This is a genomic window from Lysobacter sp. Root667 (assembly GCF_001427715.1).
In the GTDB taxonomy this organism is placed as follows: domain Bacteria; phylum Pseudomonadota; class Gammaproteobacteria; order Xanthomonadales; family Xanthomonadaceae; genus Lysobacter.
Genome location: NZ_LMHF01000009.1, coordinates 381311 through 406856, shown reverse-complemented (window position 1 = coordinate 406856; position 25546 = coordinate 381311). Strand labels below are relative to the sequence as shown.

Annotated in this window: 21 protein-coding genes, 1 tRNA gene and 1 riboswitch; of the genes, 13 read left to right on the top strand and 9 right to left on the bottom strand. The window is 67.2% G+C overall.

Going from position 1 to position 25546, the window contains the following annotated elements; genetic code table 11:
- The first annotated feature begins 13 nt into the window (after positions 1–13).
- The 4 genes from ASD78_RS05505 to ASD78_RS05490 all read left to right on the top strand — a co-directional run bounded on the left by ASD78_RS05505 (position 14) and on the right by ASD78_RS05490 (position 3223).
- Positions 14–1108, top strand: coding sequence for a PepSY-associated TM helix domain-containing protein (locus ASD78_RS05505; protein ID WP_056098947.1), 1095 nt, complete (start codon positions 14–16; stop codon positions 1106–1108).
- A gap of 93 nt (positions 1109–1201) precedes the next feature.
- On the top strand, positions 1202–1537 hold the full coding sequence (locus tag ASD78_RS05500) for a YegP family protein (RefSeq protein ID WP_056098944.1): 336 nt from the start codon (positions 1202–1204) through the stop codon (positions 1535–1537).
- A 97-nt stretch (positions 1538–1634) separates the two neighbouring features.
- Positions 1635–2633 carry a tRNA dihydrouridine synthase DusB gene (dusB, locus tag ASD78_RS05495; RefSeq protein ID WP_056098941.1) on the top strand — a complete coding sequence of 333 codons (999 nt, stop codon included), beginning with the start codon at positions 1635–1637 and terminating at the stop codon, positions 2631–2633.
- Between the two features lie 287 nt (positions 2634–2920).
- Positions 2921–3223, top strand: a complete 303-nt coding sequence (locus ASD78_RS05490) for a hypothetical protein (protein WP_056098938.1) — start codon at positions 2921–2923, stop codon at positions 3221–3223.
- Positions 3224–3471: 248 nt separating this feature from the next.
- On the opposite strand, the gene ASD78_RS05485 is transcribed toward ASD78_RS05490, so the two are convergent.
- Together ASD78_RS05485 and ASD78_RS05480 are read right to left on the bottom strand one after the other, a co-directional pair.
- A complete protein-coding gene (locus ASD78_RS05485) occupies positions 3472–4296 on the bottom strand; it encodes a UDP-2,3-diacylglucosamine diphosphatase (protein ID WP_056098935.1) in 825 nt (274 codons plus the stop codon).
- Positions 4293–6053, bottom strand: coding sequence for a GNAT family N-acyltransferase (locus ASD78_RS05480; RefSeq protein ID WP_056098932.1), 1761 nt, complete (start codon positions 6051–6053; stop codon positions 4293–4295). The genes ASD78_RS05485 and ASD78_RS05480 overlap by 4 nt, the downstream gene beginning before the upstream one ends.
- 211 nt (positions 6054–6264) lie before the next feature.
- Between ASD78_RS05480 and metK the strand changes: the two genes are divergently transcribed.
- The 5 genes from metK (at position 6265) to ASD78_RS05455 (ending at position 13210) form a co-directional block, all read left to right on the top strand.
- On the top strand, positions 6265–7488 hold the full coding sequence (metK, locus tag ASD78_RS05475) for a methionine adenosyltransferase (protein WP_055903663.1): 1224 nt from the start codon (positions 6265–6267) through the stop codon (positions 7486–7488).
- A 610-nt stretch (positions 7489–8098) separates the two neighbouring features.
- On the top strand, positions 8099–8716 hold the full coding sequence (locus ASD78_RS05470) for a hypothetical protein (protein WP_156087592.1): 618 nt from the start codon (positions 8099–8101) through the stop codon (positions 8714–8716).
- Positions 8717–8783: 67 nt separating this feature from the next.
- Positions 8784–9680, top strand: a complete 897-nt coding sequence (locus tag ASD78_RS05465; protein WP_235566448.1) for an ankyrin repeat domain-containing protein — start codon at positions 8784–8786, stop codon at positions 9678–9680.
- Between the two features lie 182 nt (positions 9681–9862).
- Positions 9863–10759 (top strand): ankyrin repeat domain-containing protein, encoded by an 897-nt coding sequence (locus ASD78_RS05460; RefSeq protein ID WP_235566447.1) that lies wholly within the window; start codon positions 9863–9865, stop codon positions 10757–10759.
- Positions 10760–10789: 30 nt separating this feature from the next.
- Positions 10790–13210, top strand: a complete 2421-nt coding sequence (locus ASD78_RS05455; RefSeq protein WP_056098926.1) for an XVIPCD domain-containing protein — start codon at positions 10790–10792, stop codon at positions 13208–13210.
- Between the two features lie 206 nt (positions 13211–13416).
- On the opposite strand, the gene ASD78_RS05450 is transcribed toward ASD78_RS05455, so the two are convergent.
- Entirely contained in the window at positions 13417–15921 is a 2505-nt protein-coding gene (locus ASD78_RS05450) for a prolyl oligopeptidase family serine peptidase (protein ID WP_056098922.1), read from the bottom strand.
- 157 nt (positions 15922–16078) lie between these two features.
- Positions 16079–16158, top strand: a riboswitch (S-adenosyl-L-homocysteine riboswitch).
- A gap of 68 nt (positions 16159–16226) precedes the next feature.
- Between ASD78_RS05450 and ahcY the strand changes: the two genes are divergently transcribed.
- Positions 16227–17657, top strand: coding sequence for an adenosylhomocysteinase (gene ahcY / locus ASD78_RS05445; protein ID WP_056098920.1), 1431 nt, complete (start codon positions 16227–16229; stop codon positions 17655–17657).
- A gap of 285 nt (positions 17658–17942) precedes the next feature.
- Here ahcY and ASD78_RS05440 read toward each other — a convergent pair whose 3' ends face one another.
- Complete coding sequence (locus ASD78_RS05440) at positions 17943–18626, bottom strand: GNAT family N-acetyltransferase (protein ID WP_055903674.1); 684 nt, start codon at positions 18624–18626, stop codon at positions 17943–17945.
- Between the two features lie 144 nt (positions 18627–18770).
- Between ASD78_RS05440 and metF the strand changes: the two genes are divergently transcribed.
- The 3 genes from metF (at position 18771) to ASD78_RS05425 (ending at position 21345) form a co-directional block, all read left to right on the top strand.
- Entirely contained in the window at positions 18771–19595 is an 825-nt protein-coding gene (metF, locus tag ASD78_RS05435; RefSeq protein WP_055903677.1) for a methylenetetrahydrofolate reductase [NAD(P)H], read from the top strand.
- 90 nt (positions 19596–19685) lie between these two features.
- A complete protein-coding gene (locus ASD78_RS05430; protein WP_056098917.1) occupies positions 19686–20339 on the top strand; it encodes a hypothetical protein in 654 nt (217 codons plus the stop codon).
- A gap of 91 nt (positions 20340–20430) precedes the next feature.
- Positions 20431–21345 (top strand): branched-chain amino acid transaminase, encoded by a 915-nt coding sequence (locus ASD78_RS05425; RefSeq protein WP_055903682.1) that lies wholly within the window; start codon positions 20431–20433, stop codon positions 21343–21345.
- A 114-nt stretch (positions 21346–21459) separates the two neighbouring features.
- Here the strand turns inward: ASD78_RS05425 and ASD78_RS05420 are convergent, their stop codons facing one another.
- The 5 genes from ASD78_RS05420 to ASD78_RS05400 all read right to left on the bottom strand — a co-directional run bounded on the left by ASD78_RS05420 (position 21460) and on the right by ASD78_RS05400 (position 25492).
- Entirely contained in the window at positions 21460–22809 is a 1350-nt protein-coding gene (locus ASD78_RS05420; RefSeq protein ID WP_055903685.1) for a HAMP domain-containing sensor histidine kinase, read from the bottom strand.
- 4 nt (positions 22810–22813) lie between these two features.
- Complete coding sequence (locus ASD78_RS05415; RefSeq protein ID WP_055903688.1) at positions 22814–23494, bottom strand: response regulator transcription factor; 681 nt, start codon at positions 23492–23494, stop codon at positions 22814–22816.
- Between the two features lie 488 nt (positions 23495–23982).
- The gene (rimK, locus tag ASD78_RS05410; protein ID WP_055903690.1) at positions 23983–24891 is read right to left on the bottom strand and encodes a 30S ribosomal protein S6--L-glutamate ligase; all 909 of its coding nucleotides are present in this window, start codon (positions 24889–24891) and stop codon (positions 23983–23985) included.
- Positions 24888–25343 (bottom strand): RimK/LysX family protein, encoded by a 456-nt coding sequence (locus ASD78_RS05405; RefSeq protein WP_055903692.1) that lies wholly within the window; start codon positions 25341–25343, stop codon positions 24888–24890. The genes rimK and ASD78_RS05405 overlap by 4 nt, the downstream gene beginning before the upstream one ends.
- A 75-nt stretch (positions 25344–25418) precedes the next feature.
- Positions 25419–25492 (bottom strand) — tRNA-Gly (locus ASD78_RS05400).
- Positions 25493–25546 lie beyond the last annotated feature (54 nt).

Below are 25546 nucleotides of genomic sequence, written 5' to 3'. Positions count from 1 at the left end.
GTCCGAGCCCAGCATGACCTCACGCCAGGCATCTCATCCGATCAAGCGCCGCCTGCGGGCGGCGCTGAAATGGCTACATCTGTGGCTGGGGCTGAGCGTGGGCCTGGTGTTCGCCCTGGTCGCGCTGTCGGGCACGGTGCTGGCGTTCCAGCGCGAGCTGTTGGCGTGGTCGCAGCCGGACCTGGTCGAACGCGCGCTGCCGTCGCCGGCGCAACGCGAAGCCGCGCTCGCGCGCATCGTCGCCGACTGGCAGCCGCAGGGCATGAGTTCGCTCGACCTGCCGACCGCCCAGCTGCCGGTCTGGCAAGGCTATTTCCCCGACGGCGAACGGCGCTACTTCGACGGCGCCAGCGGCGAGCTGCTGCTGATCCGCAACAAGCACAACGACGCTGTGCTATGGCTGCGCGATTGGCACACCCATCTGCTCGCGGGCAAAGCCGGCGGACAGGTGCTGGGCGTGGTCGGCCTGATCGCCTTGCTCCTGCTGCTCAGCGGTCTCTACCTGTGGTGGCCGCGATGGTCGGCGCTGGCCGCGAGCCTGCGCTGGTACCGCGGCCCGCCGACCCGGCGCTGGTTCAGCTGGCACCGCGGCGCCGGTGTGCTGTGGCTGCCGCTGACCTTGCTGGCGGTGCTGACCGGCGTCGGCATGGTCTACGACGGCCCCACCCGCACGGTCTTGCGAGCCGTATTCGGCGATGGCGCGGATGCGCGCAAGCCGCCCAAGCTCGGCGCGCGCGAGGCGGCGATCGACTGGCCGGCCCTGCTGCGCGTCGCCGACGGCCAATTGGCGGGCGCCGAGCTGCGCCGGATCGGCCTGCCCAAGGCCGACAACGGCCTGGTCACGATCCGCATGCGCGCCGCCGGCGAGTGGCACCCGGTCGGGCGCAGCGCGGTCTGGCTGGATCCCTACAAGGGCGTCGTGCTCGGTGTGCACGACGCCACCGCCCAGGGCACCGGCGCACGCGTCAGCGAAGCCCTCTACCCTTTGCACGGCGGTTTCGTCGGCGGCCGCATCTGGCAATGGCTGGTCGCCTTCACCGGCCTGGTGCCGGCCTTCCTGTTGGTCACCGGTTTCTTGTTCTGGCGCCGCCGCACCGCCCGCCACTGAGCCGTCCTGGCCGCTCAATGTCAATGGATCGGTAACACAGCCTGGTCTAGTGTGCTTGACTAGGGCAGTTGCCCTTCCCCAAGAGGAAACACGATGGCCGGCAAATTCGAGATCAGCAAACGTTCCAACGGCGAGTCCCAGTTCGTGCTCAAGGCCGGCAACGGCCAAGTGATCCTGACCAGCGAAGGCTATTCGGCCAAAGCATCCTGCACCGCCGGCATCGAGTCGGTACGCAAGAACAGCCAGGACCCGAAGCGCTACGACCGCAAGACCGCCAGCAACGCCAAGCTCTATTTCAACCTGACCGCGACCAACGGCCAGGTGATCGGCACCAGCCAGATGTACGCCGACGAGAGCGGCCGCGAAAACGGCATCGCCTCGGTGACCCTGAACGCCCCGGGCGCCACGGTCGACGACCAGGCCGGCTGAGTTCCGCGCCCGGCCGGCCAGCGCCGGCCGGGCTTCGATGCCTCGCGATTCGGACCTGCCACCGCGGCCCGGTACGGCGGCCCGGTACAATCGCCGCATGCGCATCGGTCCCCACGACATCGATCCCCGCGTGGTGCTCGCGCCGATGGCCGGCGTCACCGACAAACCGTTCCGGGTGCTGTGCAAGCGCCTGGGCGCAGGGCTGTGCGTGTCGGAGATGACCACCAGCGACGCGCGCTTCTGGGCCACCGCCAAGTCGCGCCACCGCATGGACCACAGCGGCGAGCCGGCGCCGATCAGCGTGCAGATCGCCGGCACCGTGCCTGAGATCATGGCCGACGCGGCGCGCCACAACGTCGATCACGGCGCCCAGATCGTCGACATCAACATGGGCTGCCCGGCCAAGAAGGTCTGCAACGCCTGGGCCGGCTCGGCGCTGATGCGCGACGAGGCGCTGGTGGCGCGCATCCTGGAAGCGGTGGTGCGGGCGGTGGACGTGCCGGTCACGCTCAAGATCCGCACCGGCTGGGACCACGACCAACGCAACGCGCTGAACATCGCGCGGATCGCCCAGGACGCCGGCATCCAGGCCCTGGCCGTGCACGGACGTACCCGCGACCAGCAGTACACCGGCACGGCCGAGTACGACACCATCGCCGCGGTCAAAGCCGAACTGCGCATCCCGGTGTTGGCCAACGGCGATATCGACTCGCCGCAGAAGGCCGCGGCGGTGCTTGCGCGCACCGGCTGCGATGCGGTGATGATCGGCCGCGCCGCGCAGGGGCGGCCGTGGATCTTCCGCGAAGTGGCGCACTACCTGGCTCACGGCGAATTGCTGCCGGAGCCTTCGCTGGCCGATATCCGCGGTTGGCTGCTCGGCCACCTGGAACATCTGCATGCGTTCTACGGCGAACTCTCGGGCGTGCGCATCGCGCGCAAGCACCTGGGCTGGTACGCCAAGGACCGGCCCGAGAACGCCGCGTTCCGCGCCGTGGTCAACCGCGCCGAAAGCGCGGATGCGCAGCTGCGCCTGACCCGCGACTACTTCGACGCGCTGATCGCCGGCGTGACGCCGGAGTTGTCGGCAGCGGCCTGAGCCGCGCATCGTCGACGGGATCGCAACGACTGCACACGTTATCCGCGATGCGCGCGCAGCGCGCACGCACGCACGCAACATCGACTCATCCGAATTCCGATGCCGCAACGCAAAAAAACGTTGCTGCCGTTCGTCGGTTTCTACGCAGACGTGACATCAGTCATGGGGCAGTACGGCACTCGCGCGCAAGCGCTTAGACGCGAATGATGTCAGTGCCGGAGTCACCCCACACCGGCCTGCGGCGACGTCGCAGCCACAGGGCCAGGAGGCCCGAACGGAGAACGTCAATGAACGCAAGAACCGCACTGTTCGTCGTCGCCATGGCCGCGGCCGCACCGGTCTACGCCAATGAAGTGGTGAGTACGCTGTCCCAGGAAACCGGGCTGAGCGAACGCAAGGTCCAGATGATCATCGGCAACCGCACGGCCTTTGCCGAATACACGCGCAGTTACGATCGCTCGCTCGCGCAGTTCAAGCGCGAACTCGGCAACGAGCGCTATCAGCGCCTGATGGCCGGCAAGGCGATTCAGATCGGCGACCGCCAGGTCGCGCTGGGCGGCGTCCAGGACCGCGACGTCGCGGCCAAGTAAGCCGCGGCGCATTCGCCACCGCCAGCCTTCCCTCCCCTTCGGCGAGGCGGGCGGATGGCGAATGCGGGCCACAGGCGCCGTCGCCGCTTGAAGCCGTAGCGCGCGAGCGCTCTCACCAGCAGTGGACGCAATGCGGGCGCGTTCATGCAGATGGCTGGGACCCACCCGGCCCGTAGCCGCGCGGACCTCGCGAGCACCGATTACTGCGACTACGCGTCGCTCCCAAACCGAAGCCCGGCGGCTGCGGCTCAAGCCGCTTGCGGCAACGCCGAGGGCAGTTGGCGCGGTTCGCGCGAGGGCAGCATCGCCAGGGTTTCGCCGGTGTGCGAGAGCAGGCGCAGGCTGCCGTCGGGATCTTCGGCCAGCGCAGTCAGGTTTTCGACCCAGTCGCCGTCGTTGGCGTAGACGCAGCCGTCGCGCTCGAACAGGCCCGGGCGGTGGATATGGCCGCAGATCACTCCGTCCAGGCCGCGCCGGCGTGCGTCGTCCATGCCGGCCTGGACGAAGCGCGCAATGTAGCGCTCGGCCGCGCCGCTCTGGCGCTTGAGGAACTCCGACAGCGACCAGTAGCGCAGCCCGAAGCGGCGGCGCACCCGGTTCAGCATCTGGTTGCCGGTGAGGATGCGGTAGTAGAGCCAGTCGCCGAAGCGCTCCTGCAGGCCGCCGAAATGGGTGACGCCGTCGTAGTCGTCGCCGTGGGTGACCAGCAGGCGGCGGCCGTCGGCGGCGACGTGGATGGTGCGGCGGCGGATCGACATGCGCGGCAGCGCAAGGCCGCAGAAGCGGCGGATCGGGCGATCGTGGTTGCCGGGCACGTAGATCAGTTCGGTGCCGGCGCGGCGCAGCGCATGCAGGGATTCGATCACCCGGTACTGGGCCGCGCCCCAACTCATGCGCCGCTGCGCCATCCACCACAGGTCGACGATGTCGCCGACCAGGTACAGACGGTCGCAGCGCAGGTTGCCCAGGAACTCGGCCAGTTCCGCGGCGTGGCAGTGTTTGGCGCCCAGGTGCACGTCCGACAGGAACACGGCACGGCGGCGCGGTGGCAGTTGTGCGATCGACGGGCTCATACGCGGCTCTCGCTGGCGACGGAAGCATCGTCGTGGCGCGACGCGGCCGCTTCGGCCGCCGGATCGACCACGCTCAGATAGCGTTCGCGCTTCTTCGGCCGCACGCGTTCCAGATCGACCTCGATCAGGCCGTCGACCGCGTCGCTGAAGGCCGGGTCCACGCCGAAGGCGAGGAACCGCGCCCCGCCCGGCTCGCACAGTTCGGTGTATTGCTTGTAGAGCATGGGCAGGGTCGCGCCGAGCGCGTCCAGGTTGCCCCGCAGCACCCGGAACGCGGTGCCGGCGTCGAGTTCGTCGAACTGCGGCGGCGCCGCGCGGTAGGCGAAGGGCTGCCTGGACACCGCCGCGCCCTCGCCGGCGCCGTAGTAGCGCGCGTAGTAGGCGACGATCTGCTCGCGCGCTGCCGGCGGCAGCGCGGCGCTGATCGAGACCGGGCCGTACAGGTAGCGCACGTTGCGATGGCGCGCGAGATAGGCGCCGATGCCCTGCCACAGGTAGTCGATGCTGCGGCTGCCCCAGTAATCGGGGGCGACGAAGCTGCGGCCCAGCTCCATGCCCTGAGCCAGACGCGGCACGGTGTCGTCGGCGTAGCGGAACAGCGAGGCGGTGTAGAGCCCGGCCAGGCCGCGTTCGGCCAGCACCTGGGCGCCGCGCGCGATGCGGTAGGCGCCGGCGATCTTCGAAGCCGCCGCGTCCCACAGCACGATGTGCTCGTACCAGCTGTCGTAGAGGTCCACGTCCAGGCGCCGCCCGGTGCCCTCGCCGACCGCGCGGAAGGTCAGCTCGCGCAGGCGACCGATTTCGCGCAACAGCTTGGAACCGGCCTGGAGGCGGCCGACCCGGATCTGCTTGCCGTCGAAGGTCTGACCCAGCGAGGTCAGCGCGGCGGCCTCGACGCGCAGCGCGTCCGCATCGACCGCGTCGATCAGCGGTTCCGGGCCTTCCGGCGCCGGGCGCTCGCGCACCGTGCCGATCGCATGCAGTTCGCGCCGGACCTCGCGCAGCAGGCGGTTGGGATCGGCGTCGGCCGGCAGGGTCAGCGGGCGGCCGATGCGCAGGGCGATCCGGCGTGCGCCGCGCGCGAACATTTCGCGCGCCAGCAGCGCAGTGCCGGCCGGCTTGAACAGGGCCGAGGCGCCGTAGAACAAAGCCGAATTGCGCGCCTCGATCCGCACCGGCAGCACCGGCGCCCCGGTCTTGCGGGCGAAACGCAGGAAACCGCGGCGCCAGCGCCCGTCGGTGACGCCGCGCAGGCCCAGCCGCGCGACTTCGCCGGCCGGGAACACGATCACGCACTGCTCGGCCTCCAGCGCTGCCTCGATCGCCTGCAGGCTCTCGGCGCTGGGCCGGCCGCCGAGAATCTTCACCGGCAGGATCAGCCCGTCCAGCCCGTCCAGCGCCTGCAGCAGGTCGTTGGCGACGATGCGCACGTCGCTGCGCACACTGCCCACCAGGTCCAGCAGGGCCAGCGCGTCGATCGCCCCGGAGGGGTGGTTGGCGACCACCAGCAGGCGGCCGCTGGCCGGGATGCGCTGCTTCTCGGCCGGGTCGGCGGTGTAGCGGGCTTGCAGGAACTCCAGGCCGGCGCTGACGAAGGCGAAGCCGCGCAGGTGGCCGTTCTCGGCCAGGAAGCCGTCTACGGCGTCGAACTTCGACCAGCGGCCGATGGTCCGCAGCAGCGGCCGGGCCAACCGTGCCCGGCGGCCCCGGAACCACTGCGGGAAGCGTTCTTGCAGGCGTCGTTCGAGTTGCAGCATGGCTGGCGTCGCGGTGGCGGCGTTATGCCGCGCAGCCTGGGCCGCCCCGGCGACAGTCCGATGGCGCCGACGCTTCAGCCATGTGACAGCGGTTTCCTGCGGCGGCCGCTTAACGACCCATCAACATCGGAAATGGGCACAATGCGCCGAACCGCCCGAGCCTGTATCATGGGCGGCCATCTTTTTATCCGAATCGAAGGATATTCGCCTGATGTCCAGCTACCTGTTCACTTCCGAGTCCGTGTCCGAAGGCCATCCGGACAAGATCGCCGACCAGATTTCCGATGCGGTGCTGGACGCGATCCTGGCCCAGGACAAGCGCGCGCGCGTGGCCTGCGAGACCATGGTCAAGACCGGCGCGGCGATCGTCGCCGGCGAAGTCACCACCTCGGCCTGGGTCGACATCGAGTCGCTGGCGCGCAAGGTGATCAACGACATCGGCTACAACAATTCCAACGTCGGCTTCGACGGCCACACCTGCGCGATCATCAACATGCTCGGCAAGCAGTCGCCGGACATCGCCGCCGGCGTGGACCGCAAGAAGCCGGAAGAACAGGGCGCGGGCGACCAGGGCCTGATGTTCGGCTACGCCTGCAACGAAGCTCCGGAGTTCATGCCGGCGCCGATCTACTACTCGCACCGTCTGGTCGAGCAGCAGGCCAAGGTCCGCAAGCAGAAGAATTCCAAGCTGCCGTGGCTGCGTCCGGACGCCAAGTCGCAGGTCACCCTGCGCTACGACGACAAGCACCAGGTCGCCGGCCTCGACGCCGTGGTCCTGTCGACCCAGCACGATCCGGGCGTGAAGCAGAAGGACCTGGTCGAGGGCGTGTACGAGCACATCCTCAAGCCGGTGCTGCCCAAGGCGTGGCTCGAGAAGCTGCCCAAGAACAAGGTCCACATCAACCCGACCGGCATCTTCGTGATCGGCGGCCCGGTCGGCGACTGCGGCCTGACCGGCCGCAAGATCATCGTCGACAGCTACGGCGGCATGGCCCGTCACGGCGGCGGCGCGTTCTCGGGCAAGGATCCGTCCAAGGTCGACCGCTCGGCCGCGTACGCCGCGCGCTACGTCGCCAAGAACATCGTCGCCGCCGGCCTGGCCGACCGCTGCGAAGTGCAGGTGTCCTACGCGATCGGCGTCGCCGAGCCGACCTCGATCTCGGTCACCACCTTCGGCACCGGCAAGATCAGCGACGACAAGATCGAGAAGCTGATCCGCAAGCACTTCGACCTGCGCCCGTACGGCATCGTCAAGATGCTCGACCTGATCCACCCGGTCTACCAGCTGACCGCGGCCTACGGCCACTTCGGCCGCAAGCCCAAGGAAGTCAGCTACGTCGACGCCGCCGGCAAGAAGCACACCGCGACCGCGTTCTCGTGGGAAAAGACCGACCGGGCCGACGATCTGCGCAAGGACGCCGGGCTGAAGAAGTAAGCCCAGCATCTCCGCATCATAAAAAAAGGCCGCGAAAGCGGCCTTTTTTTATGGGGTTCCGCCAGGCAGCGGGCAGCATGCGCGCGGCTACGCCTGGCGACCGTGCGCCACCGCCTGCTGCGTCGTGGACGCGCTCGGCAACGCATCGCGCGCGGCCCCGGCCTGGCTGCATGGAAGAACGGAGCGGCCACTCGCGTCCTCACCCTAACCTGCTCCAGGTCCGGCGACGGCAGCCGGCGCGCGGAACGTTCGAGTCATGGCTGTCGCGAACAGGAGCGCGCGAACGCGCATGCGCGCCACGCTCGATTGAATTTCAGCGAGCGACTTCTGCGTTGTTCATCGCCAGCGCTCGCACATACAAGCAGCAACATTTCCAGCCAATCCACACAACCATTAATCAAATAAAGTGTTCTCTCGAACATTCTTTCGACGGCTCGAATCACTCATCACCACAACTATCACTTGCCGTTGCAATCCCTCCCCGATTGCCTTCTCATGGTGTTGAGTTTTTCGCCACGGATCCAGGCGTTCAGAGCAACGCGATTCGCTTCCCGTGGTCGAAAACTGTCGCAAGCACTCGTTGGTTACTCCTGAACTCCAGAGGCACTCCATGCATCTCCATCGCCTTGCTGCGCGTTGCGCGTTTCTCGCCATCCTCGCGATCTGCATATCCGTTTCGCCCGCGCCCGCCGAAACGAAGAGGGACATGCAGGCGGCGAAACCCGCGGCCGCCGTCACCGCTCTGGACTTCAACGGCACCCGCTACCTGCATCGCTGGTCGGCGAAGAACCAGCACGAGTTCACTCCACCCGAACAGCAAGACCTGAGCCGCTGGCAGCAGATGCTGACCTTCATAACGCACCCGCAATTGAGCGACGACGCCGACGTTCGCAAGCTGGCCGAGGTCTCACGCGACTTTTACAAGAGCATCGGCGGCGGGATCCTGAAGACCGCGTCTACCGCACCGACGCCCGACCGCGCGACCGAGTATCTGGTGGCCGCCATGCTGCCGGGCAAGGACTTCACGGAAGTGGTGTTCACCCGCATCGCCGCCCATGACGGAGGCGCCCTGGTGACGATCCTCGCACAGCGGCACTACGGCGAAGGCCATGCCCAGGCCGCTGCGATGTGGCTCAAGGCCAATGGTGAAACCGCCGAGCGCGAACTGATGGCCTGGACCGGGTTGCCGGGACTCAAGCAGTTGCAAGCGTTGCCGCAAGCAAAGTGAGCGCGTTGCGGTGCGGGGCGCTGGTCGGGCTCGGACCGGACCGTGTACGTATCCCAGGACCGAGAGAATGACCTTGCACTCCGTCATTTCGATGCGCTTGGCCGCCCGCGCCCTGCGAGCGTTGCTCGTGCTCGTGCTGTTGGCCGGTGCGGGCTGCTTACAGGCACCGCCGTCCAACCGGGCTTTGGCGATCGACGCAGAGTCCTGGCTCCCGGAGAACCCGAAGGCGCAGCAGTTGATCCTGGCCGCCGATGCCGGCCAGGTCGATGAAGTACGGCGGCTGATGAAACAAGAAGGGGTCAACCCGGACAAGATTTTCAGCCGAGAGGGCAAAGCGCCGCTGATCGCGTTCTTGGTCATGTACGAGTACCCGAAGGCCTTGCAAGTGCTGCTGGAGAACGGGGCCGATCCGAATGCCCGGTTTCCGACGCCGAAAGTAGTGAAATACAAAGATGGCAGCGTGGGAACTTATTACAAAGACAATGCCATGGTTTGGGCCGCAAAAGCCGACGACACCGTTTACCTCAAGCTACTGCTCGATCATGGCGGCGACCCCAATACTCGAAATTCCAACGACGAAACGCTGCTGGTTCAAGCCTTTCTTTGGGGCAACCAATGGCACAACGTGAAGTTTCTGGTCGAGCACGGTGCGGACGTGAACGCAACAACCCGGAGTCAACCTTTTATTAGCGAATATGCGGGGGGCGGAGGCTTCGAACCAACTTACTGGCTGCTCCAACACGGCGCCAATCCCGACAATGACTCCGACAACCCCACCTATAAAACAACAATCAACGCAATCTTCTGGTACCCCAGCAAACCGGGCTACGTCGAATGGCAACGCAAGTGCCAGAAATGGCTGCTCGAACGCGGCTACAAGCGCACACCGATGCCACCGCATTTTAAAGACATGCGCAAGTCTTTCGGCTACCCGACCGAAGAGAAAGACATTCCGTTGTTGTAGTTCGGCACCACTACCGCCGCAGGGGCCAAGGCACTCATGAGCAAACGTAACGAGGGCCCGCGCTTTCATCCGTCAGTGTATGCAATGGCACCTAGTTTCCGCCTTTATTGGAGCGACTACGATATGGCAGCATCGGCTCATCCAACACCACCTCGTACCGCGCTTTTCCAAGGATCAGGAACATGACCTTGCATTCATCCACGTTGCCGCGTTTCGCCGCTCACGCGTTGCGCGCGATGCTCGTTCTCGTGCTGCTGGCCGGCGCGGGCTGTTTGCAGGCGCCGCCGTCCAACCAGTCTTTGGCGACCGACGCAGAGTTCTGGTTCCCGGAGAACCCCAAGGCGCAGCAGTTGATCCTGGCCGCCGATGCCGGCCGGGTCGATGAAGTACGGCGGCTGATGAAACAAGAAGGAGTCAACCCGGACAAGATTTTCAGCCGAGAGGGCAAAGCGCCGCTGATCGCGTTTTTGGTCATGTACGAGTACCCGAAGGCCTTGCAAGTGCTGCTGGAGAACGGGGCCGATCCGAATGCCCGGTTTCCGACGCCGAAGGTGACCAAATACAAGGACGGCAGTGTCGATATTTCTTATCCGAACAACGCCATGGTATGGGCGGCCAAAGCTGATGACACCATTTATCTCAAGCTACTGCTCGATCATGGTGGCGACCCCAATACTCGAAATTCCAACGACGAAACGCTACTGGTTCAAGCCTTTCTTTGGGGCAACCAATGGCACAACGTGAAGTTTCTGGTCGAGCGCGGTGCGGACGTGAACGCGAAAACCCAGGCTAAACCATTCATCACAGAGTACGCAGGCCCGGGCGGCTTTGAGTCGGCTTACTGGCTACTCCAGCACGGCGCCAATCCCGATAACGATTCCGACGATCCGGAATCCAAAACAACAATCAATTCGATCTTCTGGTACCCCAGCAAGCCGGATCATGTCGAATGGCAGCGCAAGTGTCAGCGATGGCTGATTGAACGCGGGTACAAGCGCCCGCCCATGCCACCCTATATCAAAGACATGCGCAAATCGTTCGGCTATCCGACCGAAGAGAAAGATATTCCGTTGTTGTAGCCAGCATTGTTAGAAGGGCAAGGAGTCACCGTGTTCCCGAACGCCGAAGAACTCAAGGAACGCCAAGTCTTGTTGCAACAACTGCGCAGCAGCGGCGATCCGGCCGCCATCGCTCGCGCCAACGAGTTGCAGCGTACTTATCACGACGACCACATGGCCGCATTGGCCAAGGACGTGTACTGGTCTGCGATGGGGAGCTTGGTTCCAGAAGAAGGCAAGCAGCCACCAGCTGGATGGATTCGCGCCAGCGAGAATCTCGACATGCTGCGCCAGGCTGCACCGAAGCTTGCACGCTTGACTGACAAACAATTGCTCGACTATCTCAAGCCCGACGATTCCGGTTTTCGCGCCGAAATCTATCTGCCCGATCCGAAGATCCTGGGCCCTGGCTACATACCCGTGATCGTACCGAAGGGTTCGGCAGGCGAAGTAATGGGCCCGGACGGCAAGTTGCACGCCACCGGCCCCGAAGACTTCATCGCCAATAATTTTCCGCAGTCCATCGGCTTAGAAGCCGACTACTATGATCGCGCGATGCGGCTGGCGTTCGACATGCAAAGCTACGGCCTCATCGCCGAATACGCCGGCCACTCCCTCGGCGGAGGCACGGCCTCTGCCATGTCGGCCATCACCGGTCGTCCGGCCACCACCTTCAACGCCGCCGGCCTGCACCCGGAAACCGCCGCGCGCTTCGCTCGCGAACATCCCGGAGTGCAGGTCCACGACACCCACCGCACCGTCACCGCCTACCAGATCCGCGGCGAGCTGCTCAACGACGGTGTCCAGCACAATATCGACCGTCTCGACGCCTACCATCGCGCGCAGCTGGCCGGCGTGCTCAAGGAAAGTTGCGATCTGTTGCGGAGCGTGCCCGAGGGCCGGCGGCTGCTGAGTTCCAAGCTCTACGCCATGCTGCCGGAGCACGCCCGTCCCGCGGCCCGCGAGTTCGTCAAGGAACTCGCCGAGGGCGACACCCGCCAGATGCTGCGCGACCTGCCGCTCGCAGCGGGCAAGGTGGTGCCCTTGGACGACGTGAAGGTCTGGAACAACGGCCGTCTGGTCGATCGGGAGCAGCAATTGACGCTCACCGAAATCTCCAACTTCGCCAAGCCGGTGCTCGAAACCGCACACCTCACTTTGCTGGGCGCGCACGCGGGCCGCGAAGTCGGCGAACTGACGGCGACCTCCGGGCGCGCCGCCGCGCACGGCCTGGACGGCGCCGGCAACGTCATGCGCATGTCGAGCGCGAACGCGGCCGATTTCGCCGATGTCGTGTCCCACGTCTCGCACGCGACGGCGCAGGGCAGCGTGCACATCGGCGGCGAGGCCGCGGCGCAGGTACGGCTTGCGGCCGGCCACGCCGAGGCGATCGTCGACACGGCGCAGGGCCAGGCGCAACTGCGTGGCGCGCAAGCGGCGGCGGGCGTGCTGCGCCACATCAGCGGCTTGGACGTGCTGCCCGACAACGTCCAGCGCTGGGCGCACGACCACGCCGACGGCATCGAGCGCGGCGGCGTCGAGGCGCACGCGCGCAATCGCGGCGAAGCCGCACAGGCGCGCGCCGAGGCGACTCAGGATGCGAGCTCGATCCGAGCCGCGGCGTCCGCGCGCGTGGTCGATCTGGAGCGGGTGCAGGCAGTGGTCGAAGATACGCAGCGCTCGGTCATCGCCGGGCCCGGTGCTTCAGCGGACCTGGCCTTGGATGCCGGCGGCCGCACGCTGATCGCGGTGACCGCGCGCGCGCCGATGCTTGGCGCCGGCGCGGGCGCCGCCGCCGGCGGCGCGGCCGGCGTGATGAGCCACCTCAATCCGAGCGACCTGGTGCAGACCGAGCGCTTCGCTCGCGGCGCTTATACGCAGGGCGGAGAAGGCATCACCCGCCACCTGATGACCGAAGCCGTGTTGCCGAGCATGGCCTCGCGCGTGCAAGCGCAGGAACGCGCCGTGCGTGCCGAGTTCCCGCAACTGACCGCGCCGGCGCCGGCGCAGGCGGCTGCCAAGCCGGCGCCGGCGGGTCCGGACAACCCCGGCCATCGCGACCATTCGATGCTGCTGCAGATCCGCGATGGCGTGCGCAAGCTCGATGCGCAGATCGGCAAGCCTTACGACGAAGGCAGCGAGCGGATCAGCCGCGCCTTGCTGGCCGAGTCGAAGGACCCTCGCGGCCGGTACCCGGGTGCGAACGTGTCGGCGTCGGCCAATGCGCTCGGCCGCGTGGATCACGTCGTGGCCGCCAACAACGGCAATATCTTCGCGGTCGAGGGCAAGCTCGACGACCCTGCCCACAAACGCGCGTTCGTTGCGTCGGAACAGGCGCTCAAGACGCCGGTGGAACAGTCCGACCAGAAGCTCGCGGCCGCAAACCAGGCGATCGACCAGGAGCTGGAGCGCCAGCGCACGCAAACGCAACAGCAAGCACACAACCCCAACGATCCTGGAAAGATGCGCTGACCATTCCGCTCGTCATTCCACTAGTCGTTCCGCCAGCCATGCCGCTCACGCAAGCCGCCGTGACGGCTCACCATCCCGCCCACGAACCTTGACGCTGCTTCACCGCGACCTCATCGCCAGCGCACGGCGTACGCGGCGATCCGTGCGGCCGTCCGTCGCCTGCGCCGCAAAGCGAACCGGGCGCCGGGAAGGCGCCCGGTTCTATGTCATTTACGGCTTATCGCGGGCTGGACATTCTTCACATACCGCTCCAGCCAGTCGTTCGACTCGGCCAGCATGTGCAGGATCGACTCGCGCGCGCGGTAGCCGTGCGCTTCGTTCGGCAGCATCACCAAGCGCGCATTGCCGCCCAGGCCCTTGATCGCGGCGTACATGCGTTCGCTCTGGATCGGGTAGGTGCCGGAGTTGTTGTCCTGTTCGCCGTGGATCAGCAGGATCGGATCCTTGATCTTGTCGGCGAAGTTGAACGGCGACATGGTGTCGTAGGTGCCCTGCGCCTGCCAGTAGTTGCGCTCCTCGGCCTGGAAACCGAACGGCGTGAGGGTGCGGTTGTAGGCGCCGCTGCGGGCGATGCCGGCCTTGAACAGCCGCGTATGCGCGAGCAGGTTGGCGGTCATGAAGGCGCCGTAGGAATGACCGCCGATCGCGATCCGTTCGCGGTCGGCGACGCCGCGCCGCACGACTTCGTCCACCGCGGCCTGGGCGCTGGCGGTGAGCTGCTGCAGATAGGTGTCGTTGGGTTCCTTGTCGCCCTCGCCGACGATCGGCATCGAGGGGTCGTCGAGCACGGCGTAGCCCATCGCCAGGAACGCCTGCGGGCCCCAGTAGCCGACCGCGTTGAAGCGGTACGGCGAGTCGGTGACCTGGCTGGCGGCGCTGGCGGATTTGAACTCCTGCGGATAGGCCCACATCAGCAGCGGCAGCGGGCCGTCGCGCTTGGGTTCGTACTTGGGCGGCAGATAGAGCGTGCCGGTAAGTTCGACGCCGTCGGCGCGCTTGTAGCGGATCTGCTCCTTCTTGACGTCCTTGAGCTGCGGCGTGGGATGCGGGAAGCGGGTCAGCGCGGTCGGCGCGGCGTCGGCCCGGGCCAGGTCGCGGATGTAGTAGTTGGTCGGCTCGGTCGGCGATTCGCGCGTGGTGACGGCTCGCGTGCCGGTGTTGTCGAGCAGCGCGCGCGGGTACTCGTAGTACGGCGCCTGCGAGTGGAACAGCCGGGTCTTCTTGCCGTCGGCCAGGTTCAGCTTGTCCACGAACGGACGGTCGCCCTCGGACGAGGCGCCGTCGCCGATCAGGAACACGCTGTCGCCGTCCAGGATCAGGCGCGGATTGCCGGCCGCGTCGCTTTCGGTGGCCGGCGTGCCGGGGTCGTTGTAGCGGTCCTCATAGGAACCTTCGAACACCAACTGCGGCTCGCGACCGACGTCGTCCGGCGCCACGCGCCACTGCTTGGTCTGGCGGGTCTTCCACCAGGACTCGCTGATCAGCGCCAGGTCGCCGCGGCCCCATTCGATGTCGGACACGCGCGTGCCCAGCTGCGCCAGGGTCACCGGCGGCTTCTCGAACGGCGCGGCCTGCATCAGCACCGCGTCGCGGATCGCGACCTGCCTGGCCGGATCGCCGCCGTCCTGCGCCTCGGCCCAGACCAGGGTCGCCGGCGCGTCGCCGCGCCAGCCGATGTTACGCACGCCGGTGGGCACGGCGTCGTTGCCGGTGGGCAGGCCCTCGAACAGCGGCAGCTTGGCGATTTCGTGGACCAGCTTGCCGTCCAACGCCAGCACTTCGATCCGGCGCGGGAAATAGAACGACGGCACCACGTAGGAGAACGGCCGCTCGATCCGCTGCGCGAGCAGCAGCTTGCCGTCCGGCGACGGCGCCAGCGATTGGTAGAGATCCGGCAGCCCGACCTTGGCGAGCTTGCCGGTCAGGTCGATCAGGGCCGGCTGCGAGCGCAGGTAATGCGCGAACAGGCGCGCGTCGTTCTCGTTCTTGAGCAGATCCTGGAAGGTGCGCAGTTGGCGCACTGTGCCGCCGCCCAGGGTCTGCTGGGTGGCCGGGCCGGTCGGGATGCCGTCGGATGCCGGCGGCGCGCCCTGGTTTTCGGGCTGCAATTGCACCAGCAGGCGGCGGCTGTCGGGCATCCAGGTGTAACCGCGGCCGCTGACGGTGTTGAGCGGTTGCGCGATCAGCCGGCGCGCGCTGCGCGCGGCCACATCGACCACCCACAGTTCGTTGGCGCCGGTCTTGGCGTCGATGTGGTTGAACGCGATCTGGCTCTGGTCCGGCGACCAGCTGACGCTGGCCAGGGCCAACGGCTGCGGCAGGCCCTGCAGACGGATGTCCTTGCCGGTCGCGATATCCAGCAGCCACAGATCGGTGCCGAAACTGAACCGGCTCTGCGCGTACGTGCGCGGGTTGATGCGCAGGCCGGCGAGCTTGAGCTCGGGCTGCGCGACCACGTCGATGCCGGGCAGGCTGGGCACCTGCATCATCGCCGCCAGGTCGCGGCGCGGGCTCAGCATCAGCTGCGGCGGGCGCGGGGCGTCGACCAGGGCCTGCAGCGCGGGCGGCGGCAGGCGGTAGCCGCTGTCGGCGGCAGCGGCGGGCTTGGCAGGCGCGGCCGCGAACGCGGCGGCAGGCGCGAGCGACACGCCCGCGATCAGGCTGGCAACCAGGGCCAGGGAAACACAACGAGGCCGTAAGGGCTTCTTCATGGGCGATCCGCTTGCGTAGTGATGGCGGAAACGGCCGCGGCCACGGCGTGGATCCCCTGCCGGCGGCGGTCCGTCGATGAACGGGGCCGGGCCGGAGCCCTCCCCAAGGATCGAGGATAGCGGCTTCCGGCGGCGACTACCGGTACAATTCTGCCGGTTCGCCGAGGGGCGCTGCGACCGCGACGCAAGAGCGCGGCCAGGCTTGGCGGATTCCAAACGTAACGGCGCCCGATGTCCGCGGTCACCGCGCTTTCCGGCCCCATGCCGGTCTCGACGCGGCAGACCCCAAAAATCGGAGCTAAACAATGAACGCTGTAGCCAAGACCTTCTCCACCGACGGCGATTACAAGGTCGCCGACATCTCGCTGGCCGATTGGGGCCGCAAGGAACTCGACATCGCCGAGCATGAAATGCCGGGCCTGATGTCGATCCGCAAGAAGTACGCCGCCTCGCAGTCGCTCAAGGGCGTGCGCGTGACCGGTTCGCTGCACATGACCATCCAGACCGCGGTCCTGATCGAGACCCTGAAGGATCTCGGCGCCGACGTGCGCTGGGCCTCGTGCAACATCTTCTCGACCCAGGACCACGCCGCCGCCGCGATCGCGGCCACCGGCACCCCGGTGTTCGCCTGGAAGGGCGAAACCCTGGAGGAATACTGGGACTGCACGCTCGACGCGCTGACCTTCCCGGGCAACAAGGGCCCGGAGCTGGTCGTCGACGACGGCGGCGACGTGACCCTGCTGATCCACAAGGGCTACGAGCTCGAGAACGGCTCCAAGTGGGTCGACGAGCCGGCGTCCTCGCACGAAGAGCAGATCATCAAGAACCTGCTCAAGCGCGTCGCCAAGGAACGTCCGGGCTTCTGGCATACCGTGGTCAAGGACTGGAAGGGCGTCTCGGAAGAGACCACCACCGGCGTGCACCGCCTGTACCAGCTGGCCGAAGCCGGCACCCTGCTGGTCCCGGCGATCAACGTCAACGACTCGGTCACCAAGTCCAAGTTCGACAACCTGTACGGCTGCCGCGAGTCGCTGGCCGACGGCCTCAAGCGCGCGATGGACGTGATGCTGGCCGGCAAGGTCGCGGTCGTGTGCGGCTACGGCGACGTCGGCAAGGGCTCGGCCCATTCGCTGCGCGCTTACGGCGCCCGCGTCGTGGTCACCGAAATCGACCCGATCAACGCCCTGCAGGCGGCGATGGAAGGCTTCGAGGTCAACACCGTCGAGAGCACCCTCGGCCGCGGCGACATCTACGTCACCACCACCGGCAACAAGGACGTGCTGACGCTCGAGCACATGTCGCAGATGAAGGATCAGGCCATCGTCTGCAACATCGGCCACTTCGACAACGAGATCCAGGTCGATGCGCTGAACGCCTCGGGCGCGACCAAGCTCAACATCAAGCCGCAGGTCGACAAGTACACCCTCAAGAACGGCAACTCGATCTTCCTGCTGGCCGAAGGCCGCCTGGTCAACCTGGGCTGCGCCACCGGCCACCCGAGCTTCGTGATGTCGAACTCGTTCTCGAACCAGACCCTGGCCCAGATCGACCTGTGGGCGAACAAGGACAGCTACGAGCCGAAGGTCTACATCCTGCCGAAGAAGCTGGACGAGGAAGTCGCACGCCTGCACCTGGAAAAGATCGGCGTGAAGCTGACCCGTCTGACCGACGAGCAGGCCGCCTACCTCGGCGTCTCGGCCGACGGTCCGTACAAGCCGGATCACTACCGCTACTGATCGGCGGCGGCCGCCAGGCCGCTGCGATGCAAGACGGGAACGGGCGCTACGGCGCCCGTTTTCTTTTGCGGACGGGCTGCGGCATCGGCGCGATGGCGACGGGCGCACAACAGGTGTGCCCGCCTCCTGTGGGAGCGGCGTGAGCCGCGATTGCGCAAGGTGGCATAGCGGCGCGGTCGCGGCTTACGCCGCTCCTACCCCAAAACCTCGGTCCCGTGGGATGCGGCGATGCACCGGCGCGGCGCATCGTCCGTCGCATCAAGACAATGCGCTGACTATCGCGCCCTACCCGTCCGCGCGACGCAGCGACCAGAACGGTATCTCGCGCCGCAGTCGATAGCCGTTCTGCTCGTACAGGGCGATCGCACGCGGATTCTCCTGGCTCACGTGCAGGAACGGGATCCGCCCGCGCGCATGGTTGTCGTTGGACAGGAACACCAGCAGCCGGCGCGCGTAGCCGCGGCCGTTGAAATCCGGATGCGTGCAGACCGCGCTGATCTCGGTGTACGCATCCGTGCCCATGCGCTCGCCGATCATGGCCGCGAGCCGGCCGTCCTGGTAGATGCCGAAGTAGCGGCCCAGGTCCATGGTGCGCGGGCGGAAATAATGCGGATACACCAGGGCGGTCAGGGCCAGCACGTCCTCGCGCCGGCTCTCATCCAGGGGCACGATTTCCGGGCCTTCGACCGCAGCCACCGGGCGGTCGCAGATCATCTGCGCCAGATCGGCCAGATGGGTCAGCTGCCAGGCCGCGGACACCGTCGGCGCGCGCCCCAGCACCAGCGCGGTATCGCCGGCCGGGACCAGCGCCTGCAGCGCGGTATGTGCCTCCAGGCCGGCCTGCGGCACGCCCAGGAACGGCGCCACCTGCGCCGGATAACGCGCGGCCTGCCCCTCGCGCAAGGCCAGCGGCCGGTGCCGGCTGGCCAGGGATTCCCAGATCGGGTTATCGAGCACTTGTTCGGACATGCGGGGTCACCGTGTGCGCTGAGACGGGTCTAAGGAGCAGGTTTGGGTCGGCGGGCGCGGCGATCAAGGGCTGAACGGATTACGTTTTATTTCATCGCGATGAAGCGATACCATGGACGCCACTCCGTCGCGCGTCCCTCGCCCATGCTGCCGATCAGTTTCGAGTTCTACCCGCCCAAGACCGACGAGCAGCGCGCGCAGCTGGACAAGACCGCGGCCAAGCTCAAGGCGCGCAAGCCGCACTACGTGTCCTGCACCTTCGGCGCCGGCGGCTCGACCCTGAGCTACACCCCGGACACCGTGCGCCACCTGCGCGAAACCCACAGCCTGGACGCCGCGCCGCACCTGTCCTGCGTCGGCGGCACCCGCGCCGAGATCCGCCAGCTGCTGAGCCAGTACCGCGATATCGGCTGCCGCCGCCTGGTCACCCTGCGCGGCGACCTGCCCTCGGGCATGGCCAGCGCCGGCGACCTGCGCTACGCCAACGAACTGGTCGAGTTCATCCGCGCCGAAACCGGCGACCACTTCCACATCGAAGTCGCGGCGTATCCGGAAATGCACCCGCAGGCGCGCGACGCCCACAGCGACCTGGAAAACTTCAAGCGCAAGGTCCGCGCCGGCGCCAACGGCGCGATCACCCAGTACTTCTACAACGCCGACGCCTACTTCCGTTTCGTCGACGACGTGCGCGCGGCCGGGATCGACATTCCGATCGTGCCGGGCATCATGCCGATCGCCAATTTCAGCCAGCTGCGCCGCTTCTCCGACCTGTGCGGCGCCGAAATCCCGCGCTGGATCCAGCAGCGCATGATGGCCTACGGCGACGACGCCGACAGCCTGCGCGAGTTCGGCGCCGACGTGGTCGCGCAGCTGTGCCGGCGCCTGATCGAAGGCGGCGCGCCGGGCCTGCACTTCTACACCCTGAATCTGTCCAAGCCGACGCTGAGCGTGGTCTCGCGCCTGGGTTGATGCGCCGCCGTGCGCGCTACGCGTACGGCGGATGAACGGACTGCGACCTTCGCACTGTCGCCCACCCGGCACCGGCGCTACGCTGCGGCGATGCCTTGGTACGTCCGTTTCTGCGCCCTAGTCCTGCTGCTGATCGCGGCGTCGCTGTGGCCGCGGGCGGCGCAGGCGCAGATCCGGCGCTGCGTCGGAGCGGACGGCGCGGCGGTGTTCACCGACCGTCGCTGCGAGGACATCGGCAGCGTCGACAGCCTGCCGCGCACCCCGGCCGCGGCGGCCGCCGGCGCCAAGGGCGGTTACCGCGGCGGCTGCGCGCGCAACCTGCAGGACCTGGTGTTCCAGATGACCAGCGCGATCGAGAGCCACGACGCCAATCGCCTGGCCGGGGTCTACCACTGGACCGGCATGTCCGACAGCACCGGTTATTCGGTGCTGGAGCGGCTGGACGCGATCGCCCGGCGGCCCCTGGTCGACATCGTGCCGGTGATGTCGACACCGGCCGCGCCGTCTGTCCCGCCATCCGAGCCCGCCTGGGTCGTCGCCAGCGACGATGCGGCGCCGGCCGATGCCGAACCCGGCTCGGAGCTCACCCCCGTCCCGCCCGACCCCGACTACTACCCGCAGACCAGCGTCCGCCGCACCCCAGTGGCGCTGCGCGTCGAGCAGACCCTGTCCAACGGCAGCACGCCCTCGCACACCGTGTTCGGGCTGATCCGGCATTTCGGCTGCTGGTGGATCAAGGGCTGAACCGCCGCGGCCCGAGCGTGCCGGAACGTGCGGATGGGTCCGGTCGCGCCTTCAGGGCACAATAGCGGTTTCTCCCCCCACGGAAGCCGGCATGAACTACCCCGAATGGATCTGGCACAACGGCGCGATCAAGCGCTGGGCCGAAGCCACCACCCATGTGATGTCGCATGCGCTGCATTACGGTTCGTCGGTGTTCGAAGGCATCCGCAGCTACGACACCCCGAACGGGCCGATGATCTTCCGCCTGAGCGAGCACAACACGCGTCTGTTCGCCTCGGCCAAGATCTACGACATGCCGATGCCGTACACGCTGGACCAGGTCAACCGGGCCTGCCGCGACGTGCTCAAGGCCAACGACTACACCACCGACTACCTGCGTCCGGTCGCCTATCGCGGCCTGGGCGGTTTCGGCCTGTCCGCCGACACCCCGACCGACATGGCGGTGGCGACCTGGAAGATGGGTCAGTACCTGGGCGCGAGCGTGCTCGAGCAGGGCATCGACGCCTGCGTGTCGAGCTGGCAGCGCTTCGCTCCGAACACCATTCCGGCCGGCGCCAAGGCCGGCGGCAACTACCTGTCGGGCCAGCTGGTCGCGCGCGAAGCGCGTCGCCTGGGCTTCGGCGAAGGCATCGCCCTGGCCTCGACCGGCCTGCTGTCCGAGGGCGCGGGCGAGAACCTGTTCCTGGTCTTCGACGGCGCCCTGCACACCACCCCGGTCAGCGCCGCCCTGCTCAACGGCATCACCCGCAACACCATCATCACCCTGGCCCGCGACGCCGGCTACACGGTGGTCGAGCGCGACCTGCCGCGCGAATACCTGTACCTGTGCGACGAGCTGTTCATGTGCGGCACCGCCGCCGAGATCACCCCGATCCGTTCGGTCGACGGCCGCCAGGTCGGCGCCGGCAAGCCCGGCCCGGTGACCCAGCACATGCAGGAGCTGTTCTTCGGCCTGTTCAACGGCAAGACGCCGGACAAGTACGGCTGGCTCGAACGCGTCGATTGATCGCGCGGCGCGACCGCGCCGGAGTTTCCCCGCTACGCATGAAGCGGGGAAACAGATTCCATTGCAGGAACGAACCCGCGGCGCCAGCGCACAGCCGGCGCCGCCACGCGGCAGTCAGCCCAGCCGGTTCATCGAGCCGTCGAACCGCAGCGTCGCCACCACGCCCTTGCGCTCGCCCGGCTTGACCCGCACGTCCCAGCCGTAGAGCTCGCACAGCCGGCGCACGATCGACAGACCGATGCCGCCGCCCTGCGAATGGCCGGCGTGGGTGCCGCGGTAACCGCGCTCGAACAGCTTGGCCGCGTCCTCGGCGCTGAGGCCGGGACCGGAATCGATCACTTCCACCCAGGTCGGATGCAGGCGCACGATCACTTCGCCCTGGGTCGTGTACTTGACCGCGTTGCCGATCAGGTTGCCCAGCGCCACCGCGACCGCGGCCTCCGGCGCATCCACGGTCAGGCCGCGTTCGCCTTCCACGCGCAGGTCCAGCGGCTTGCCGGCCAGCTGGGCGCGGTGCGCTTCCAGCAGCTGCTCGGACAGGCGCGCGATGTCGGTCGCGCCGTGGCCGCGTTCGTTGCGCGACAACAGCAGCAAGGCGCTGATCAGATCGGTGCACTGCTGTTCGGCGCGCTGGATGCGGGCCAGGCGGATGCGGGTCTTCTCGTCCAGGTCCGAGCGCGTCAGCAACAGCTCGACCGCGCCCTTGATCACCGCCAGCGGCGTGCGCAGTTCGTGGCTGACGTCGGCGTTGAACTCGCGGTCGCGCTGGACCACGTCGGTCAGGCGCTCGGCGTAGTCGTCCAGGGCCTTGGCCAGCTCGCCGACCTCGTCGTCGGGGAAATGCGTGGCCAGGCCTTCCGGCTGGGAGGCGCGGCCGGACAGGCGCAGGCGCCGCGCCAGTTCCGACACCGGGCTCATCACGCGCGAGGCCGCCCACCAGCCGACCAGCAGCGACAGCAGGGTGAACACCAGCACCGAGCCGTAGATCGCGCGGTTGAACTGCATTTCGCCGCGCGTGGTCGAACTCATGTCGTAGGCGAGGAAGAACCAGGCCTTCGGGGTCTTGCGCACCGCGAGCTTGTAGGCGAACGACTCGCCGTTCTCGTCCTGGCCGCGCAGGCCGTGGATGCCGTCCTTGAGTTCGGACCACTCCGGCCGGTTGAGCCGCACCGAATCGAACTTGTCCTGGGTGTAGACGAACGCGCGGATCTGGTCGACCGCGAATTCAGGATTCTTCGGATCCTTCTCGAACTGCAACGCGAACTGGCTGATGTTGCGGTTCATCACGTCTTCGACCAGCGCGTTCTCGACCCGGGTCCGGGTCCAGTTGGTCGCGAACGCGAACAAGGTCGTCAGCCCGAAGCCGAGCAGGACGAAAGACAGGATGATGCGGCTGCGCAGGCGCCGCCGGTAACGAACCCGTTTCTTGCGCCGTTCGGGCGCGGGCGATTCCCCTGTCGCCACGCGATCAACCGTTCTCGGGGGCCGCGATGCGGTAGCCGATGCCGTGACGGGTCTGGATCAGCGGCGTTTCGAAGGGCTTGTCGACCACCGCACGCAGGCCGTGGATGTGCACGCGCAGGCTGTCGGAGTCCGGCAGCTCTTCGCCCCAGACCCGGGTTTCCAGTTCCTGGCGGGTGACCACCGCCGGCGAGGCTTCCATCAGCGCCTGCAGGATCTTCAGCGCGGTCGGGTTGAGCTGCAGCAGCTTGCCCTGGCGACGCACTTCCAACGTGTCCAGGTTGTATTCCAGATCGGCGGCGTTGAGCACGCGCGTCTGCACGCCACGGCCGCGGCGCGAGAGCGCGTTCAGGCGCACCTCGACTTCCTGCAGCGCGAACGGCTTAATCAGATAGTCGTCGGCGCCGGAATCGAAGCCGGCGAGCTTGTTGTCGAGGCTGTCGCGCGCGGTCAGCATCAGCACCGGGGTCTGCTTGCGCGCTTCGTTGCGCAGCTTGCGGCAGACCTCCAGGCCGTCCAGGCCGGGCAGGTTCAGATCGAGCACGATCGCGTCGAAGTCGTGCACCACCGCCAGGTGCAATCCGGTGATGCCGTCGGCGGCGAAGTCCACGGTATGGCCGCGGTCTTCGAGAAAGTCGCCCAGGTTGGCGGCGATGTCCTGATTGTCTTCGATTACGAGTATGCGCATTGGACCTTCCTGTTTGTGCCTTCGACCCTGCGGTCGCTGCAAGGTTCCTGACTCTGTGGCGGCGACCCGCGGCGGCGATAGTGAAGACGAGGCGGCGTAGTTCATGATTCTGCCAGAGCCCGCGCCATGCGCTTCTCACTCGTTCATGACGGGCCGCACCGGGCAAACAAAGGCCCAAGCGCGGGGCCACCGCGCCTGGGCCAAAAGGGTATTGCCCCGATTACCGTAACCTGCTTCGACCAGATCGCTGACTTGGAAGAGCGGCAGTGCTGCGGTCCGGACACGCTACGCGGAAATCGATTAAACAGCTGTTAAAACGCTTGTTATGTTTTTGTTAACAGCAACTCGAAATCGCAGTTTGTTCAGGTCCACGCTGGCGCCGCTGGCAAAGCCCAGGACGTCCGGCAGGGCCCGATGGCCGACGAATCTGCCGATTGGCGGGCGTTCGCGGCAGATCGTGGCAAATCCTCAAAATGAGCGGTCCGTCACTATTTCTTCGCCGCCGCCCGTCGGGCCGCACGCCGCTTCATGCTGGCGGCGACGTAGGCGATGACCTCGCCGGCCACGTCCACGCCGCTGGCCTCCTCGATCCCCTCCAGGCCGGGCGAGGCGTTGACCTCCAGCACCAGCGGCCCTCGATCGGAGCGGATCAGATCGACGCCGGCCACGCCCAGGCCGAGCACGCGCGCGGCGCGGATCGCCACGTCCTGTTCGGCGAAGCTGGCCTTGACGCCCTTGGCGGTGCCGCCGCGATGCAGGTTGGAGCGGAAGTCGCCCTTCGGCGCCTGCCGCTTCATCGTCGCGACCACCTTGCCGCCGACCACGAAGCAGCGCAGATCGGCACCCTTGGCTTCCTCGATGAACTCCTGCACCAGGAAGTTGGCGTACAGGCCGCGCAGCGCCTCGATCACGCCGCGCGAGGCCGACAGCTTCTCGGTCAGCATCACCCCGGCGCCCTGGGTGCCTTCGTTGAGCTTGATCACGTGCGGCGGCGGGCCGAGCATCGACAGCAGGTCGGCGGTGTCGTCGGGGTTATCGCCGAACACCGTCGCCGGCAGGCCGATGCCCTCGGCGGCGAGCAGCTGGTGGCTGCGCAGCTTGTCGCGCGCGCGCAGGATCGCGTCGGACGAATTCGGGGTGTAGGTGCCCATCAGCTCGAACTGGCGCAGCACCGCCGAACCGTAGCGGGTGATCGAGGCGCCGACGCGCGGGATCACCGCGTGGTAGCCGGAGATCTCACGGCCCTTGTAATGCATCTCGAAACCGTCGGAGGCGATGCGCATGTAGCAGCGCAGCGGGTCCAGCACGCGCACGCTGTGGCCGTGCTGGCGCGCGGCCTCGACCAGGCGCCGGGTCGAATAGAGCTTGGTGTTGCGCGACAGGATCGCGAGCTTCATGGCGAGGGGGTATCCGGAATAGGGGCGGCTTTGCCGTGCAGGAACGAGCGTGCGGGGTCGACCGTGAACACGCGCGCCATCGCGGTGCGCCCGAGCAGCATCGGGAATCGCATGCCGCGACGATCCGTGAGGTTTATTTCAATTTCGCGTTCGACCCCGGCCAGGCGCAGGCCGGTGCGCACGAACAGGCGCTGGGTGCGGTGGCCGCCGGAGTCGGTGACGTCGCGGATATCGTGGATCGGGGCCTGGCATTCGACCGTGCCGGCGCCGACCGCGCCCGGGCTGAACCGGAAGCCGACCCAAGGCGTGCCGGCGTCGCTGAACTGCCATTGCGCGTCGACGTGCAGGGACGAACTGCGCGCGCCGCTGTCGATCTTCGCGCGCAGCGCGGCGACGCCCAGGCCGGGCAACGCCACCCACTCCCGCCAACCGAGCACGATACGAGCTGCCATCGCGTCTCCGCTGCGCCGAGGTCGCCCTCAAGAAAAAACAGCGGCCGTCCGCTGGGACGTGCCGCCGTCTCGATATGGAGCGGGTGATGGGAATCGAACCCACGCTAGCAGCTTGGGAAGCTGCAGTTCTACCATTGAACTACACCCGCATGCGGCGAAGTCTATGCGCGCCCTTGCGGGTTGGCAAACCGCGCGGACCCGTT